This window comes from uncultured Mobiluncus sp. (assembly GCF_902488535.1).
GTDB lineage: Bacteria > Actinomycetota > Actinomycetes > Actinomycetales > Actinomycetaceae > Mobiluncus.
The window spans coordinates 1-13,018 of record NZ_CABTWO010000010.1; the positions used below are offsets into that span (position 1 = coordinate 1).

Below are 13,018 nucleotides of genomic sequence, written 5' to 3' on the forward strand. Positions count from 1 at the left end.
ATGTTGGATATGCAGTTGAAGGGCGATGAGCCGGAGGAAGAGACTCCTGAGGAAGACACCCCGGCACCGGTGGATCCGCTGGCAGCCTTGGCGGCCTCTTTCCCCGAGGGCCTGGCGAAAGATGACAACGCCTGACCTGGACGCCCCCCGCGGTTCTGAGAAAACCGTCATTTTGGGGGTAGGCGCTTCCGTGGCTTCGTTTAAAGCCATCGAAGTACTGCGCAGTCTCGCTGCTGCCGGGGTTAATGTGTGGGTTTGCCCCACGGTCGATTCCCTCAACTTTGTGGGGAAAGCGACCTGGGAGTCCCTGAGCGGTCACCCGATTCATACCGACGTGTTCCAGACCCCGGACTTCATAACCCACGTCACCTTGGCCAGCCAAGCTGACTTATTCCTGACGGTGGGAGCTTCCGCCGATTTGATGGCACGGTTCCGCATGGGTCTGGCTGACGAGTTCCTCACCCTGGTCGCTATCACGGTGGACTGCCCGCGTCTCATCGCTCCGTCTATGCACCCCACGATGTGGGAAAACGCGGCGACCCAGGACAACGCGGCGGTGCTGCGTGACCGAGGCTGGCGCTTTATCGGTCCTGAAACTGGCAAGCTGGCCGACAACACTTATGGTATCGGCCGCTTGAGCGAACCCGACGTCATCTGTGACGCGGTTTTGGCGCAGCTGGGCGTGAGCAACCCCGGTTCCATCAGTTAGTTTTCACAAGGCCGCCCATGAGTTTTCGTTCCGTAGTGGTGTCCGCCGGGGGAACCCGCGAGCCTTGGGACGAGGTGCGTTTTTTGGGGAATCGGTCTACCGGACGCCAAGGGTGCGAGGTGGCTCGGGCGGCTCTAGAGACCGGAGCCGACGTCACGTTAGTGGCCGGCAACGTAGAAGCGGCCCTCATTCCTCACGGGGTGAAGGTCGTGGAGGCCCCAACCGCTGAGGACATGTTGCGCCAGATGAACGCCGCCGCCGCGGGGGCGGACCTCGTGGTCATGTGCGCTGCCGTAGCGGACTTTCGCCCCGTTCGCATCACTGGCAAGATAACCCGGCACGCCGAGACTATCCCCACCCTACAGTTGGAACGAACCCCCGACGTCCTTATGAATCTCATTGAGCACCGCCGCGAAAACCAGACCATTGTGGGATTTGGGGCGCTGACCGGCAGCGAGGCGCAGGTGCGGGAGCAAGGACGCAAGAAAGCTCTGGCGAAGGGCGCGGACCTGTTGTGCGTGAATCGGGTCGGGGACGGCCACGGCTTCGCAACTGAGACAAACACCTTGATTTTCTTTGATTCCCAAGGCAACGAACGGGGGCAAGCCAGCGGCACAAAACTTGAGGTCGCCGAGGTCATGCTCCGACTAGCTGGAGAAATCTTCCAAAGTCACTAGAATTCATTTATGAGTAAAAAAGTCACTTTCACATCTGAATCTGTCACTGAAGGACATCCCGATAAGGTTTGCGACCGGATTGCCGACTCAATCCTGGACGCTATTTTGGAACAAGATCCGGCGGCGCACGTTGCGGTTGAGACGTTCGTCACCACCGGACTGGTTCACGTTATGGGTGAAGTGACGACCGAGGCCTACGTAGAGATTCCCCACATTGTGCGCCACGAGATTGCCCAGATTGGCTACACCTCCTCGGAGATTGGCTTTGATGGGCGCAGCTGCGGCGTGATGGTTTCCCTGGGACAGCAGTCCCCGGACATTGAAGCGGGCGTCAGCCATTCCCTGGAAGTGCGTCAGGGTCCCGAAGCTTACGACCCTCTGGATCAGCAAGGCGCTGGGGATCAAGGGATTATGTTCGGCTATGCCTGCGATGAGACCCCGGACTTGATGCCGATGCCGATTTGGCTGGCTCATAAACTGTCCCAACGCCTGGCTCAGGTGCGTAAGGAGGGAATTGTTTCCGGTCTGCGTCCCGACGGGAAAACCCAGGTGTCTGTCGAGTACGAGGACGGGGTGCCGCGTGCCCTGTCCACCATCGTGGTTTCAACCCAGCACGCCCCGGACCGCACCCAGGCGGAACTGCGCGCCATGGTCGAAGCGGAGGTTATTCGCCCGGTTCTCGATCAGTTGGATATCGAGCTGGACACAAAGGACACGGAAATTTTGGTGAACCCATCGGGTCAGTTCATTATCGGCGGGCCCGCCGCGGACTCCGGTTTGACTGGTCGCAAGATTATTGTGGACACCTACGGGGGTATGGCACGTCACGGGGGAGGTGCTTTTTCCGGTAAGGATGCCTCAAAGGTCGACCGTTCTGCTTCTTACGCTCTGCGTTGGATTACTAAGAATATCGTGGCGGCTGGTTTGGCGAAGCGCTGCGAAATCCAGACCGCTTACGCGATTGGCCGAGCCAATCCGGTGTCCCTGTCGGTGGAAACCTTCGGGACCGGGGTCGTGGCGGATGAGGAACTGGCCGCGGCGATTCGTGAGACTTTCGATTTGCGTCCCGCCGCCATCATTAGGGATTTGGATCTGACTCGTCCGATTTTCCGCTACACCAGCAACTATGGTCATTTTGGGCGCGACGGTTTCAGTTGGGAAGAAACCAATCGGGCGCAAGCTCTCAAAGAGTATTTCCAGTGAAACCGGCTGCGGGGCTGGTTTTGGCTCCGACTTTCGCGATGGATTGGCAACTGCCGGATTTTTGTCTCCGGGGTATGAGCTGTAATTAAGTCGTGCTTGCTGAACCGATATTGCCACTGGACGATTTCGCGCCTCCCGGACCGCGGGAGGTGCGGGTCGACGGTGTGGAAAAGCCCGTGGCGGAGGTACTGCTCAACACGTTTACGCCCGCCTTGTCCCGGCCTCTCGACTTCCTGATTCCCCCCAAGTTTGACTCGGCGGCCGCTCCGGGTGTGCTGGTGAAAGTGAAAGTGGGGACGAAACGCTACACCGGGGTCATCGTGGCTCGTAAAGACAGTACCGAGTGGCAAAAACCGCTGCGTGAAATCGAACGCACCTTGGGCGACTTGCCCCTGTTAGACGCCTCTACCCTGGAACTGCTGGAAAACGTCTCTCTCTATTACGGGACGAGACCATCCTCCCTGCTGCGTTACGCCCTGCCAGAGCGGCGCGTCAAGGTAGAACAGGCCTTTTCCACCGACCCTCCTCATTGGGACACAACCGCGGTCACGGTGGCGCCACCGGAACAAACGACTTGGGCGCGCTACGACGGGGGAGTCGAGTTTTTCTCTGATTTGTGTCAGGGGCACCACCCTCGTGCCGTCGTCAGCGCGCTACCGCTGGGGAACAATCCGCATTTTCAACAATCTTCGCGCTTCCAGCCTATCGCCGAGTTAGTGGCGGCGACCTGGTCTAACGGGGAACAATCCCTGGTGGTGATGCCTACGGTAGAGCAAGCCGACGAAGCCTATCTGTATCTGCGTGACTACTTCGCCGACTCAAACCAAGTCGTGCTGTACACCTCGGAAATCCCGACTGCCGCCTCCTATGAAACATTCTTGCGTTCCCGTTTCGGTTCCGCCGCGGTGGTGGTCGGCACTCGTGGAGCTGTGTTTTTGCCGTTGGCTCGTCCCGGTTTGTTCTACCTGTGGGACGACTTGGCGTGGTCGCTCAGCTCGGATATGTTCCCGAACTTTTCCGCTCGGCAAGTCCTGCTGATGCGTTCCCAGCTATGCGGCGCCGCCCTAGTGTTGGCGCACTATTCGGTCAACGCGGGGGATCTGCAGCTGGTGACCCGCCACTTTGCCCGCGGTCTGGCCCCGCATCGCGACGTTTTGCGCCAATGCACGGGACGATTTGAATTCCTCAGCGAGGATGCCCAACTGGCGGAAGGCATGACAGGGGCGATGCTCCTGCCAAACGCCGCTCTGCGCCTGGTGCGTCAGGGTCTGAAATCCGGGCCGGTTTTGCTGCTGGTTCCTCCCGACGGGGCGTTCTCCGTCGTGAGCTGCTCAAACTGCGGTGCAAATGCGGTGTGCGAAGTGTGCGGCGGACCCTTGACCTTTGAGGGTTCCCGGCTGGTTTGCACTCGCTGCGGCAACATCCCTGCCAACTATGCCTGTCCGAACTGTGCCAGCATGAAAATGCGCGGGCGCCACCTGCAGTCACGCACCGTGATTGATGACATTGGACGGGCTTTTTCGGGAGTGCCGGTGTTGGTTTCTCGTCCCGGAAAAGGGCGGGTCGGCCTCATTGACGGAGCATCTCGCCTAGTCATTGCCTTTCCGGAGGGAGAACCTTTCGCTGCGGGCGGCTACGAAGCCGCGGTTATCCTGCGGGCTCATATGTGGGCTAATCGGACCGCCTTGTGGACCGCTCAAGAAGTCATGCGGCAATTTTTGGCGGCGGGGGCCTTGGTGAAACCACAGGGACGTATCTTGGTGACAAACCGCATTGACCCGCGCTGGGAACAGGCTTTGGTGCGCTGGGATCCGTGGGGTTTTGCTGCCTTAGACCTGCAGGAACGGGAAGCGGGACACTTTGCTCCCGCGTGGCGCACGGCTTTGTTGCAGGGGGAATCCCTGGGCGAGGTGCTGGCTTTTTTGCGCCAGGAATTTCCGGAAATCACGGTGTTTGGTCCGGTACCGGCACGGGAAAATCCTGCGCTCAGCACCGCGTTTGTGTCGGTAGGGTTGCGTGAAAGTCAGGATTTCGGGCGGGCGCTACGCGCAGTGGAACTGCAAAATGCTCGGGAACGAAAATCTGGCAGTGCCTCCCTGCGCATCGTGGTGGATCCCCCTGATCCCGCCGGTCAAATCGGATAGACCGCGCTGTCGCCTTTAAACCCCTTAGTCGAACTTAGATAGGATAGTTTTTATGCGTATTGTTTTCGCCGGTTCTCCCCAGGCGGCCCTTCCCGTATTGACATACCTCGAGGAATCTGCACACGACCTGGTGGCGGTGTTGTCACGCCCGGACGCTCCCTCCGGCCGAGGCCGGAAGCTGGCTCCGTCACGGGTTTCCACCTATGCGGCCCAGCACGACCTGATGCTCTATCAGCCCAAAACCCTTAAGAACAATACAGAAGCTGCCGCATTTTTGCGTGACCTCCAGCCTGATTTGGGGGTCATCGTGGCTTACGGAGCCATTTTGCCGGCTGATATTTTAGAGATTCCTCAGTTCGGGTGGATTAATATCCATTTTTCCCTGCTGCCTCGCTGGCGAGGCGCCGCCCCGGTGCAGCGTGCTCTCCAGGCGGGGGATACCCAGACCGGTGTCACGGTCTTTCAGCTGGAACCCGCATTAGATACCGGTCCCATTTACGCAACCTGTTCTTACACGGTGCCTGAGCAAGCGGCGGCAGGGGATGTGTTGCTCGAACTCGCCGAGCTCAGCGTCAAACCGCTGGAGCAAGCCCTGTCCTTGATTGAACGGGGAATTGCCCCCGAACCGCAAGCGGACGCCGGTGTCACTTATGCGACGCCCCTGCACCCGGCGGAAGGAGAAATCGACTGGTCCGCTCCGGGCGACACGATTGCCAACCACATCAGAGGATTCACGCCGTCTCCCGGCGCCTGGACGATGTGGCAGGATTCCCGCATCAAACTGGGTGTTCTGGAGGCGAATCCGCCCGTGACGATGCCTATCCCGCCTCTGGAGCCCGGTCAGATTTTTACCACTCGTCACGAGGTATGGGTCGGGACCGGTTCGGCACCCGTCTGTTTAGGCGCCGTGGCTCCAGCCGGTAAGAAACCTATGCCCGCTGAGGCTTGGGCACGCGGAGCCCACCTGGAAAGCGGCGTGAAGTTTGGCAGCTCGAGCCCGATGGGAGGCCAGGAGTGAACCATCCAGGGGGTGCTTCCGGGGGCCAGCCTCGCTCGGCGCACAACAGTGCGAAACCCCAGGGAGCCGGTCGAAATTTTCGGAACTCCCGTACCGGTTACGCCTATCGAAGTAAAGCCCGGCGCGACCCTGCTCGTGACGTTGCTTTTCAAGCCTTGCGTCGCGTAGACCAAGACCAGGCTTACGCCAATCTGGTGCTGCCCGGCCTGATTGAACGGGCGCATTTGCACCGCCGCGACGCGGCTTTTGCTACTGAGCTGGTGTACGGAACATTGCGTTTACAAGGGCGCTACGACGCTATTATCGGACTGCTGAGTGACCGGGAAGTCGCAGCTTTAGATCCGGAGCTACTGACGGTGCTGCGGATGGGGATTCATCAAATCCTCCAGATGCGGGTGGAAAACTACGCCGCAGTAGACACCATGGTTGACCTGGCACGAGACCGTTTATCGGCCGGTCCTGCCGGGATGGTAAACGCAGTGCTGCGCAAGGTCACGGAACATGACCTGTCCTACTGGCTCGATGCCATCACGCAGGGACTGACCGGGGAAAAAGCCCTGAGCCGAGCATTTTCCTATCCGGAATGGATTGTGTGGGCGCTGCGCGATGCCCTGGTCGCCAACGGCCGGGATGCCGCGGAGCTGCCGGGACTCCTACACGCCCAAAACCGTCCCGCCTACGTGACGCTGTGCGCCCGGCCGGGTTTGATAACTGCTGACGAACTGGCGACCGCGGCCGAAACTTATCTCGACGTCGATACTCGCTTGGGTGAACTCTCCGATTGTGCGGTGGTGCTGTCCGGAGGCGACCCGCGGCGGCTGCGCGCAGTAGAGCGGGGCCTCGCCGGGGTCGAGGACGAGGGCTCGCAGCTGGTCGCCAAAGTCCTGGCAGCCGCGCCCGTGGCGGGGGCGGAGCGGACCTGGGTTGATTTGTGTGCCGGACCCGGCGGAAAAACGGCGCTGCTGGCGGGATTGGCTCGCTCGCGGGACGTCTCTGTCATCGCCAACGAGGTTTCGCCACATCGGGCTGAACTGGTGCGTGATTCCACGAAAGCATTTACGGACCAGACAGTGCAGGTTTTACAGGGCGATGGCCGAGATTTTGGTGAACTTCATCCGGGTAAAGCCGACCGGGTGTTGGTGGACGCACCTTGTTCCGGCCTGGGTTCGCTGCGCCGCCGCCCCGAAGCCAGATGGAACAAATCCGCTGCCGACCTAAAGGACTTGACCGCCCTACAGCAAGAGCTGCTGCAATCCGCTTTGCAAACGGTGAAGCCGGGGGGAGTCGTGGGATACGCGACCTGCAGCCCGCATTTGGCTGAAACCCGCCAGGTGGTGGAAAACACGGTGAAAAATCGTGCGGAATTGCGGGTGTTGGATGCTCCCGCGGTGGCCCGCGACATCATCGCCAACCCGCAACATGACCTCGGGCTGGGACCTTACCTGCAGCTGTGGCCCGACCGGGACGGTACCGACGCCATGTTCCTGGCGCTGATTCAAAAAATGCCTGATTCCCAGGAATAAAACCAGGTCAAAACCGTCCGAGACCCACTGCGGAATTAGACAATAGAGGAAAGAAGGGAACCGATATGAGCCTTAAGATTTACCCCTCCGTGCTGAACTGCGACCAGATGCATTTCGCCCAGGCGCTGCAAGACATCAAGAGTGCCGACGGGGTTCACCTCGACATTATGGATAATCATTTTGTGCCTAATCTGACGTGGGGGCTGCCGACTGCCACAGCGGTGCTGAACGCCACGAAACTACCGGTAGATGCCCACTTGATGATTGAAAATCCAGACCGTTGGGCTTTGGAATACGCCAAAGCCGGCTGCGCGATAGTCTGTTTCCACCTGGAAGCCTCGAAAGCCCCGGTGCGAACCGCTGACGTGCTACACAGTTTAGGCGCCAAATCCGGCATTGCACTGAATCCAGCCACCCCGGCTAGTGCAATCAAAGATATTTTGGGTCGGTTTGACCAGGTCACGGTCATGAGTGTGGAGCCGGGCTTTGGGGGGCAAAAGTTTATTCCCGAAGTGTTGCCAAAGATTCGCAAGCTACGCAAATTTGCCGAAGACGCCCGCCTAAACCTCGACATCGAGGTCGACGGGGGAATCAATGAAGAAACCTTGCCGCTGGTGCTGAAAGCCGGGGCTAACGTGGTGGTGGCCGGCTCCTACGTGTTCAAGCGGAAGCCCGCTGAGGCTCTCGCCACGTTGCGCGCCATCGGCGCCGACGCGCACACCCATTAACGCTTTTTCAGGATTGGTCCTGAGTGCGTCGCTGAGAGGCTATACTGTAAGTAGCTCTGGGGGCTGTGTAATTCAGCACCGGCGGTAAAGTCCGCGACCTCGTGTGCGCACGAGTTGAATCGGTGAAACTCCGATACCGACGGTTAGAGTCCGGATGGGAAGAGCCGCACGTTTAGCCGCGCCTGCGTATGTTTACCGAGGCATCGGTGAGCGTTCATCTTTCTTTGCCCTGGGCTGTCCAATGAGGTGACAAACCGAAAGGGGTGAAGATGTCAATGAGTCAAAACCAGACACCGTCAACGGCTAACGCCGTCCCGGAATTTCGGCCGCTCAACGTCATCGCCCCTCTCACTTTGGCGCTGCTCATTGTGGCAGTCTGGTTCCTCGCGACAAGTTCTGGAAACATTCCAACGTTTATCTTGCCGCGTCCCAGTGACGTAGTTCAGTCCGGTGTGGAGCTGTTGAGCGGCAAAACGTTTTGGCTTTACCTGGGCAACACGTTGCTGGCCGCGGCGGGGGGAACCGTCTTGGGACTCATTGTGAGTGTGCCGCTTTCATTTGCGATCCATCACCTGCGGCTCCTGAACGCGGCGGTTCAGCCGTTTTTGGGGGCTTCCCAAGCGGTTCCGGCGGTAGCGCTGGCGCCGCTGCTGTTGATTTGGCTGCCGACGCCGCGTTTTGCCATTGCGGTGTTGTGTGCTCTGATGGTGTTTTTCCCCATTTTGGTTTCCACCACCGTGGGTTTGCATCACCTGAATGCCAGCATTTTGGAAGCCGCCAAACTCGATGGTGCTGGAACGTGGGACCTGATGAAATACATGGAGATTCCGCTGGTGTTGCCGTCCTTACTGGGCGGCATCCGTAACGGCGTGACCCTGTCCATCACCGGAGCGGTGGTGGGCGAGATGGTCATCGGCGGACGCGGCATGGGAACCCTGATTACCTTGCAGTCACACAACGTCGATACACCGGGAATGTTCGTGAGTTTAATCATGATTTGCACCGTAGCCGCGTTGCTTTACCTAGGGGTCTATCGCCTAGAGCGTCATTCCAAAACGGTAAACGCAGTTTAGCTGCGTCTCAAAGAAAGGTTCACAAGATGTCACATCGTTTTATCAGGTCCCTAGCAGGGCTGGCTGTCAGTGCCGCTGTTTTGGCCGGCTGTGCTGCCGGTTCCGGTGCTGATAAAGGCAGTTCCGCTACGTCGCCCGACAGTTCGGCCGGGGCGGACCGGGCGGTCACAATCGGTCTGACGTATATCCCCAACGTGCAGTTCGCCCCGTTCTATGTGGCGGCTCAAGACAAGCTGTTCCGTTGGGATAACGGTGGGGGAGAGCGCCTCCAGCCCGTTAACCTGCGTCATCACGGAGCCGATGAGGGACTGTTCAACGCCCTTTTGTCCCACAAGGAGGACTACGTGGTGGCGTTTGCTGACGAAGCAGTGCAGGCGATTTCGGCCGGTATGGATTTGTGCGTGACTGGTATCCTGTACCAAAAATATCCGGTGGAAGTTATCGCAACCAAGCAGTCAGGGATTACCTCCTGGGCTGATTTGAAAGGGAAAACTGTGGGCGTTCCCGGCCGATTTGGCTCGAGTTGGTTTGGTTTCCAGGCAGGTTTACAGCAGGCGGGTTTGAGCCTTGATGACGTGAAAATTTCGGAAATCGGATATACCCAGCAGACTCAGATGGCCACCGGGAAAGTCGATGCGGTGGTCGGGTTTTCCAATAACGACCTGGTGCAGTTCCAGCTGGCGGGGTTGGAGGTGACCGAGATTCCCCTGCCGTCGAATCTTCCTTTGGTAGGTGCGGCCGTGGTGACTACCGGCGACAGGTGTGAAAACCAGGACGCCGCGAATGAGGGTGTCATCAACGCTATGGCTCAAGCCATCAACAGTATCCAGCAGGATCCGGAAAAAGCGGTGGAATACACGAAAAAGTATGACCAGACGCTGAACACTGCCGCCTCCTTGCAGGCTGCCCAGAAAGTCAACTTGGCGACGCTGGAGTTGGAGCAGTTGCCTGACTACGACCCGGCTGACCCTGGTCGCGCTGCCGCTCCTGACCCGCAAAAATTTAAGGCGATGATTGCCCTTTTGGGCGAGGTCGGGGCATTGGACGACAAAGTTGACCTCAGTTCTTTGGATCAGACAGGTTTGGAAAAAATTGCTAGGCCTTGGCAGTCCCTGCACGCCAAGTCGTCCGCCGCAAAGTAGATTCGGGGCATTTCGCGGGATTCGGGTGGTACAGACCCGAATCCCGCTCCGCATTGTTAAAATAAATGCAGAAAACCGCACTCGCGTATGTAGTTAGGCAAACCTTATGGCAACGATGGAACAGGAAAGCGCGCAACTCCCGACCCAACCGCCTCGTGAAACGGATAAACAATTTCGAGCCGGGTGGACGCTGTCCGAACAGAACGCCAGCACCGCGGGTGAGGTTTCCACTACGGCAGCCACGTTGGCTCACCAGGCCAAGGGATTGGATACGTTGGTCGGAAAGTTTACTTACCGAACCGCCTAGGGCCCTCGCCGTCAGGACAGAGATTTTTAAAACGCGGCGAGGTTGCATACTCTTAAAGAGTGAATAATTTTGAAGACCTGTACCAGATTATTTTGAGCCGAAAGAACGAACGCCCGGAGGGATCCCGTACCGTTGAGGAACTGGACAGGGGAGTCCACGGCATCGGCAAAAAAATCGTAGAAGAAGCCGCCGAAGTGTGGATGGCGTGCGAATACGAATCGGAGGAAGCGGCTCAGATTGAGATGTCGCAGCTCATTTATCACTTGCAGGTCATGATGGTGGCGAAAGGCTTTACGCCCCAAGATATTTACCAGCATATGTAGAGCGGTATTTCCCAGAGCCGGAATCCGGAACGACTCGGAAAACAGTCAATAACAGCTTGAGAAAAGGGGAGTCAGCCATGTTACGAATCGCGGTGCCGAATAAAGGATCGCTGTGCGAACCGGCAGTCACTATGCTGAAAGAAGCCGGTTATAAAGTAACCCGGCGCGGACGCGAGTTGACGATTATCGACAAGGGTAACGATGTCGAGTTTTTCTTCCTGCGTCCGCGTGACATTGCGGTTTATGTCGGTTCCGGGGTCGTGTCCTGCGGCATCACCGGTCGGGATTTGTTGATTGACTCCGGGGTGGAAGCGGTGGAATATCTCGGGCTGGACTTTGCCCGCTCCACGTTCCGGTTTGCCGGGCCGGCGGACCAGTTCCACGACTTTGCGGACATTCAAGGCAAACGGGTGGCGACCTCCTATGACCTGCTGCTGAAAAAGTTTCTCGATGAGCACGGGATTTCCGGGGTTCGCGTGGTACACCTGGACGGCGCGGTGGAATCTTCCGTCCAGTTGGGCATCGCCGATTTGATTGCCGACGTAGTCGAAACCGGTTCCACGCTGCGGGCTGCCGGTTTGCAAACTTTCGGTGCGCCTCTGTTGGAATCGGAAGCCTTGCTGATTACCACCGCGGGTCAAGAAAATCACGCTCAGCTGCAAACGTTGGCGGCACGCCTGCGGGGCGTGATGGTGGCGCGAACCTATGTGTTGATGGATTACAACGCTCCGTCCGCCCAGCTCGCGGGACTCTTGGCAATTACGCCCGGTATTGAATCCCCGACGATTTCCGACCTGGCTGAGGACACCTGGAAAGCGGTGCGGGTCATGGTGAAAGCCGCCGACGTGAACCTGATTATGGACCGTCTCTACGCGGCCGGGGCGCGCGGCATCCTGGTGACTGACCTGAAAGCCTGCCGTCTGTAACGCTGTTGCGCCTCAGCTCGCGGCGCTGGGGTCTTTCTGTGGTTTCTTGGATTCGCGGGTGGGCACGGTCGCTCCGTACGCTCCCGCCGCTGCCGCCGCGAGGAAAGCGGCCGGGTCTTCGCTAAGCGTTCGCCCCATTGTGGAAAGTTTTACCGGGAAGGCCTCTAGAGCCGCGTAAAGTCCCGTAGTGGGTTGGTTGATGACCCGATGGTGTTCTTGCAGAAGGCTCAGTTGGGACGTCACCAGGGGAGCGAACGTTCCTTTTGGGTCGGCCAAAGCTTTTTCTATGGGATTGTCGAGGTCAAAAACCGGAAGCACCACGTCCAGAGGGGGCAGTCCCATCCAGGTCAGCATAGTCAGGGAGTGGTGCGAAATGCCGTAATGCCGGGGGCGCGCGTCGCCGCTGGACATCCGCAGCACCGCAATGGGATGACCGTTTAAAGCCGAAGCCGTATGCAAAAATTGCGCCCCGTCGACCCCAGAGTAACCCCAACGAGTGCCGGTACCCAGATTGCCCGGACCTTGAGACACAATGACCGCATCGGCCTTGACGACCTCGGAGGCCACGAACAGGGCGGAGGGGAAACTGACGGCTTCAAAATCGCCGCCAAAGCATTGCCCGCAGGTGATGGTGGCAGCTAAACTCCCGGACTCGCGCATTTGGGCTACGGTACGGGAATACGCCAAAGGTAGGGCGCCGCCATCAGTTTGGATATAGACCAGCCGGGCTCGCGGGTTTTGGTGGAGGAATCCCGCCACGATAGCTGGCAGAGCGGAATGCAAATCCGTCACCAAAACGGGAAGTCCATCTAGGTTATCTGCCGAACGCAACAGAGAATGGTAGGGACTGTCCGGCTCGTCGGCACCCAGCACCACCTTTTGATGCGGGGTGTAGCGAGCCTTCACCAAGTGGCCAGGATTAGGCAGTTCGTCCGCCGGCAGGCGGGTTTCATTGGCCAGGACCATGGCTTCGCCGCCGGTGCCCAAGGCTTTAGCCAGGGGAGAGACTTCAATCTGGATGATATCGCCGGGCTCAGCGTTACCGAGCAGCTCCGGGTAGCAGATGGCCCGGCAGTTGTCGCCGGGCTGGAAACTCACGGCAGGGCCGGTTTCTTGGCGGGGAGGCGCAGCCACGATTTCGCAGCGCAAAACCTGATGTGGAGTCTGGCGCTGCACTTCCAGAACGCGAGCTTTCCGAATCATCACGGTTTAAGCATAACCGCTTCAACCTAGAGTTCAGAACAA

13 protein-coding genes and 1 riboswitch are annotated in these 13,018 nt (G+C 58.8%); of the genes, 12 read left to right on the forward strand and 1 reads right to left on the reverse strand.

The genetic code is table 11. From position 1 onward, the window contains the following. The first annotated feature begins 121 nt into the window (after positions 1-121). The 12 genes from RDL66_RS04720 to hisG all read left to right on the forward strand — a co-directional run bounded on the left by RDL66_RS04720 (position 122) and on the right by hisG (position 11,773). A complete protein-coding gene (locus tag RDL66_RS04720; protein ID WP_308535554.1) occupies positions 122-709 on the forward strand; it encodes a flavoprotein in 588 nt (195 codons plus the stop codon). A gap of 17 nt (positions 710-726) precedes the next feature. Continuing rightward, entirely contained in the window at positions 727-1,386 is a 660-nt protein-coding gene (locus tag RDL66_RS04725; protein WP_308535555.1) for a phosphopantothenoylcysteine decarboxylase, read from the forward strand. Positions 1,387-1,395: 9 nt separating this feature from the next. Beyond that, a complete protein-coding gene (gene metK, locus RDL66_RS04730; protein ID WP_308535557.1) occupies positions 1,396-2,589 on the forward strand; it encodes a methionine adenosyltransferase in 1,194 nt (397 codons plus the stop codon). Positions 2,590-2,681: 92 nt separating this feature from the next. Next, positions 2,682-4,733: a primosomal protein DnaI gene (locus RDL66_RS04735; RefSeq protein WP_308535559.1), complete on the forward strand. Its 2,052-nt coding sequence runs from the start codon at positions 2,682-2,684 to the stop codon at positions 4,731-4,733. A gap of 52 nt (positions 4,734-4,785) precedes the next feature. Beyond that, a complete protein-coding gene (gene fmt, locus RDL66_RS04740) occupies positions 4,786-5,751 on the forward strand; it encodes a methionyl-tRNA formyltransferase (RefSeq protein ID WP_308535560.1) in 966 nt (321 codons plus the stop codon). Continuing rightward, on the forward strand, positions 5,748-7,274 hold the full coding sequence (locus tag RDL66_RS04745) for a transcription antitermination factor NusB (protein WP_308535562.1): 1,527 nt from the start codon (positions 5,748-5,750) through the stop codon (positions 7,272-7,274). Before fmt ends, RDL66_RS04745 begins: the two co-directional genes overlap by 4 nt. Positions 7,275-7,339: 65 nt before the next feature. After that, positions 7,340-8,002 (forward strand): ribulose-phosphate 3-epimerase, encoded by a 663-nt coding sequence (gene rpe / locus RDL66_RS04750; protein ID WP_308535563.1) that lies wholly within the window; start codon positions 7,340-7,342, stop codon positions 8,000-8,002. Positions 8,003-8,050: 48 nt separating this feature from the next. Beyond that, positions 8,051-8,172: riboswitch (FMN riboswitch) on the forward strand. Positions 8,173-8,271: 99 nt separating this feature from the next. Further along, the gene (locus tag RDL66_RS04755; protein ID WP_308535565.1) at positions 8,272-9,075 is read left to right on the forward strand and encodes an ABC transporter permease; all 804 of its coding nucleotides are present in this window, start codon (positions 8,272-8,274) and stop codon (positions 9,073-9,075) included. A 26-nt stretch (positions 9,076-9,101) separates the two neighbouring features. Beyond that, positions 9,102-10,217, forward strand: a complete 1,116-nt coding sequence (locus tag RDL66_RS04760; protein ID WP_308535567.1) for an ABC transporter substrate-binding protein — start codon at positions 9,102-9,104, stop codon at positions 10,215-10,217. Between the two features lie 106 nt (positions 10,218-10,323). Then, on the forward strand, positions 10,324-10,524 hold the full coding sequence (locus RDL66_RS04765; protein ID WP_308535569.1) for a hypothetical protein: 201 nt from the start codon (positions 10,324-10,326) through the stop codon (positions 10,522-10,524). 59 nt (positions 10,525-10,583) lie between these two features. Further along, positions 10,584-10,847: a phosphoribosyl-ATP diphosphatase gene (locus RDL66_RS04770; protein WP_308535570.1), complete on the forward strand. Its 264-nt coding sequence runs from the start codon at positions 10,584-10,586 to the stop codon at positions 10,845-10,847. A 77-nt stretch (positions 10,848-10,924) separates the two neighbouring features. Beyond that, entirely contained in the window at positions 10,925-11,773 is an 849-nt protein-coding gene (hisG, locus tag RDL66_RS04775; protein WP_308535573.1) for an ATP phosphoribosyltransferase, read from the forward strand. Between the two features lie 12 nt (positions 11,774-11,785). On the opposite strand, the gene RDL66_RS04780 is transcribed toward hisG, so the two are convergent. After that, on the reverse strand, positions 11,786-12,979 hold the full coding sequence (locus tag RDL66_RS04780; protein ID WP_308535574.1) for a DUF3866 family protein: 1,194 nt from the start codon (positions 12,977-12,979) through the stop codon (positions 11,786-11,788). Positions 12,980-13,018 lie beyond the last annotated feature (39 nt).

Bases quoted from the DNA above. Each gene is read 5' to 3' on its own strand.
- RDL66_RS04725 (WP_308535555.1), top strand. From the start codon at position 727: ATGAGTTTTCGTTCCGTAGTGGTGTCCGCCGGGGGAACCCGCGAGCCT.
- RDL66_RS04760 (WP_308535567.1), top strand. From the start codon at position 9,102: ATGTCACATCGTTTTATCAGGTCCCTAGCAGGGCTGGCTGTCAGTGCC.
- hisG (WP_308535573.1), top strand. From the start codon at position 10,925: ATGTTACGAATCGCGGTGCCGAATAAAGGATCGCTGTGCGAACCGGCA.
- RDL66_RS04720 (WP_308535554.1), top strand. From the start codon at position 122: ATGACAACGCCTGACCTGGACGCCCCCCGCGGTTCTGAGAAAACCGTC.
- RDL66_RS04765 (WP_308535569.1), top strand. From the start codon at position 10,324: ATGGCAACGATGGAACAGGAAAGCGCGCAACTCCCGACCCAACCGCCT.
- RDL66_RS04755 (WP_308535565.1), top strand. From the start codon at position 8,272: ATGTCAATGAGTCAAAACCAGACACCGTCAACGGCTAACGCCGTCCCG.
- fmt (WP_308535560.1), top strand. From the start codon at position 4,786: ATGCGTATTGTTTTCGCCGGTTCTCCCCAGGCGGCCCTTCCCGTATTG.
- rpe (WP_308535563.1), top strand. From the start codon at position 7,340: ATGAGCCTTAAGATTTACCCCTCCGTGCTGAACTGCGACCAGATGCAT.
- metK (WP_308535557.1), top strand. From the start codon at position 1,396: ATGAGTAAAAAAGTCACTTTCACATCTGAATCTGTCACTGAAGGACAT.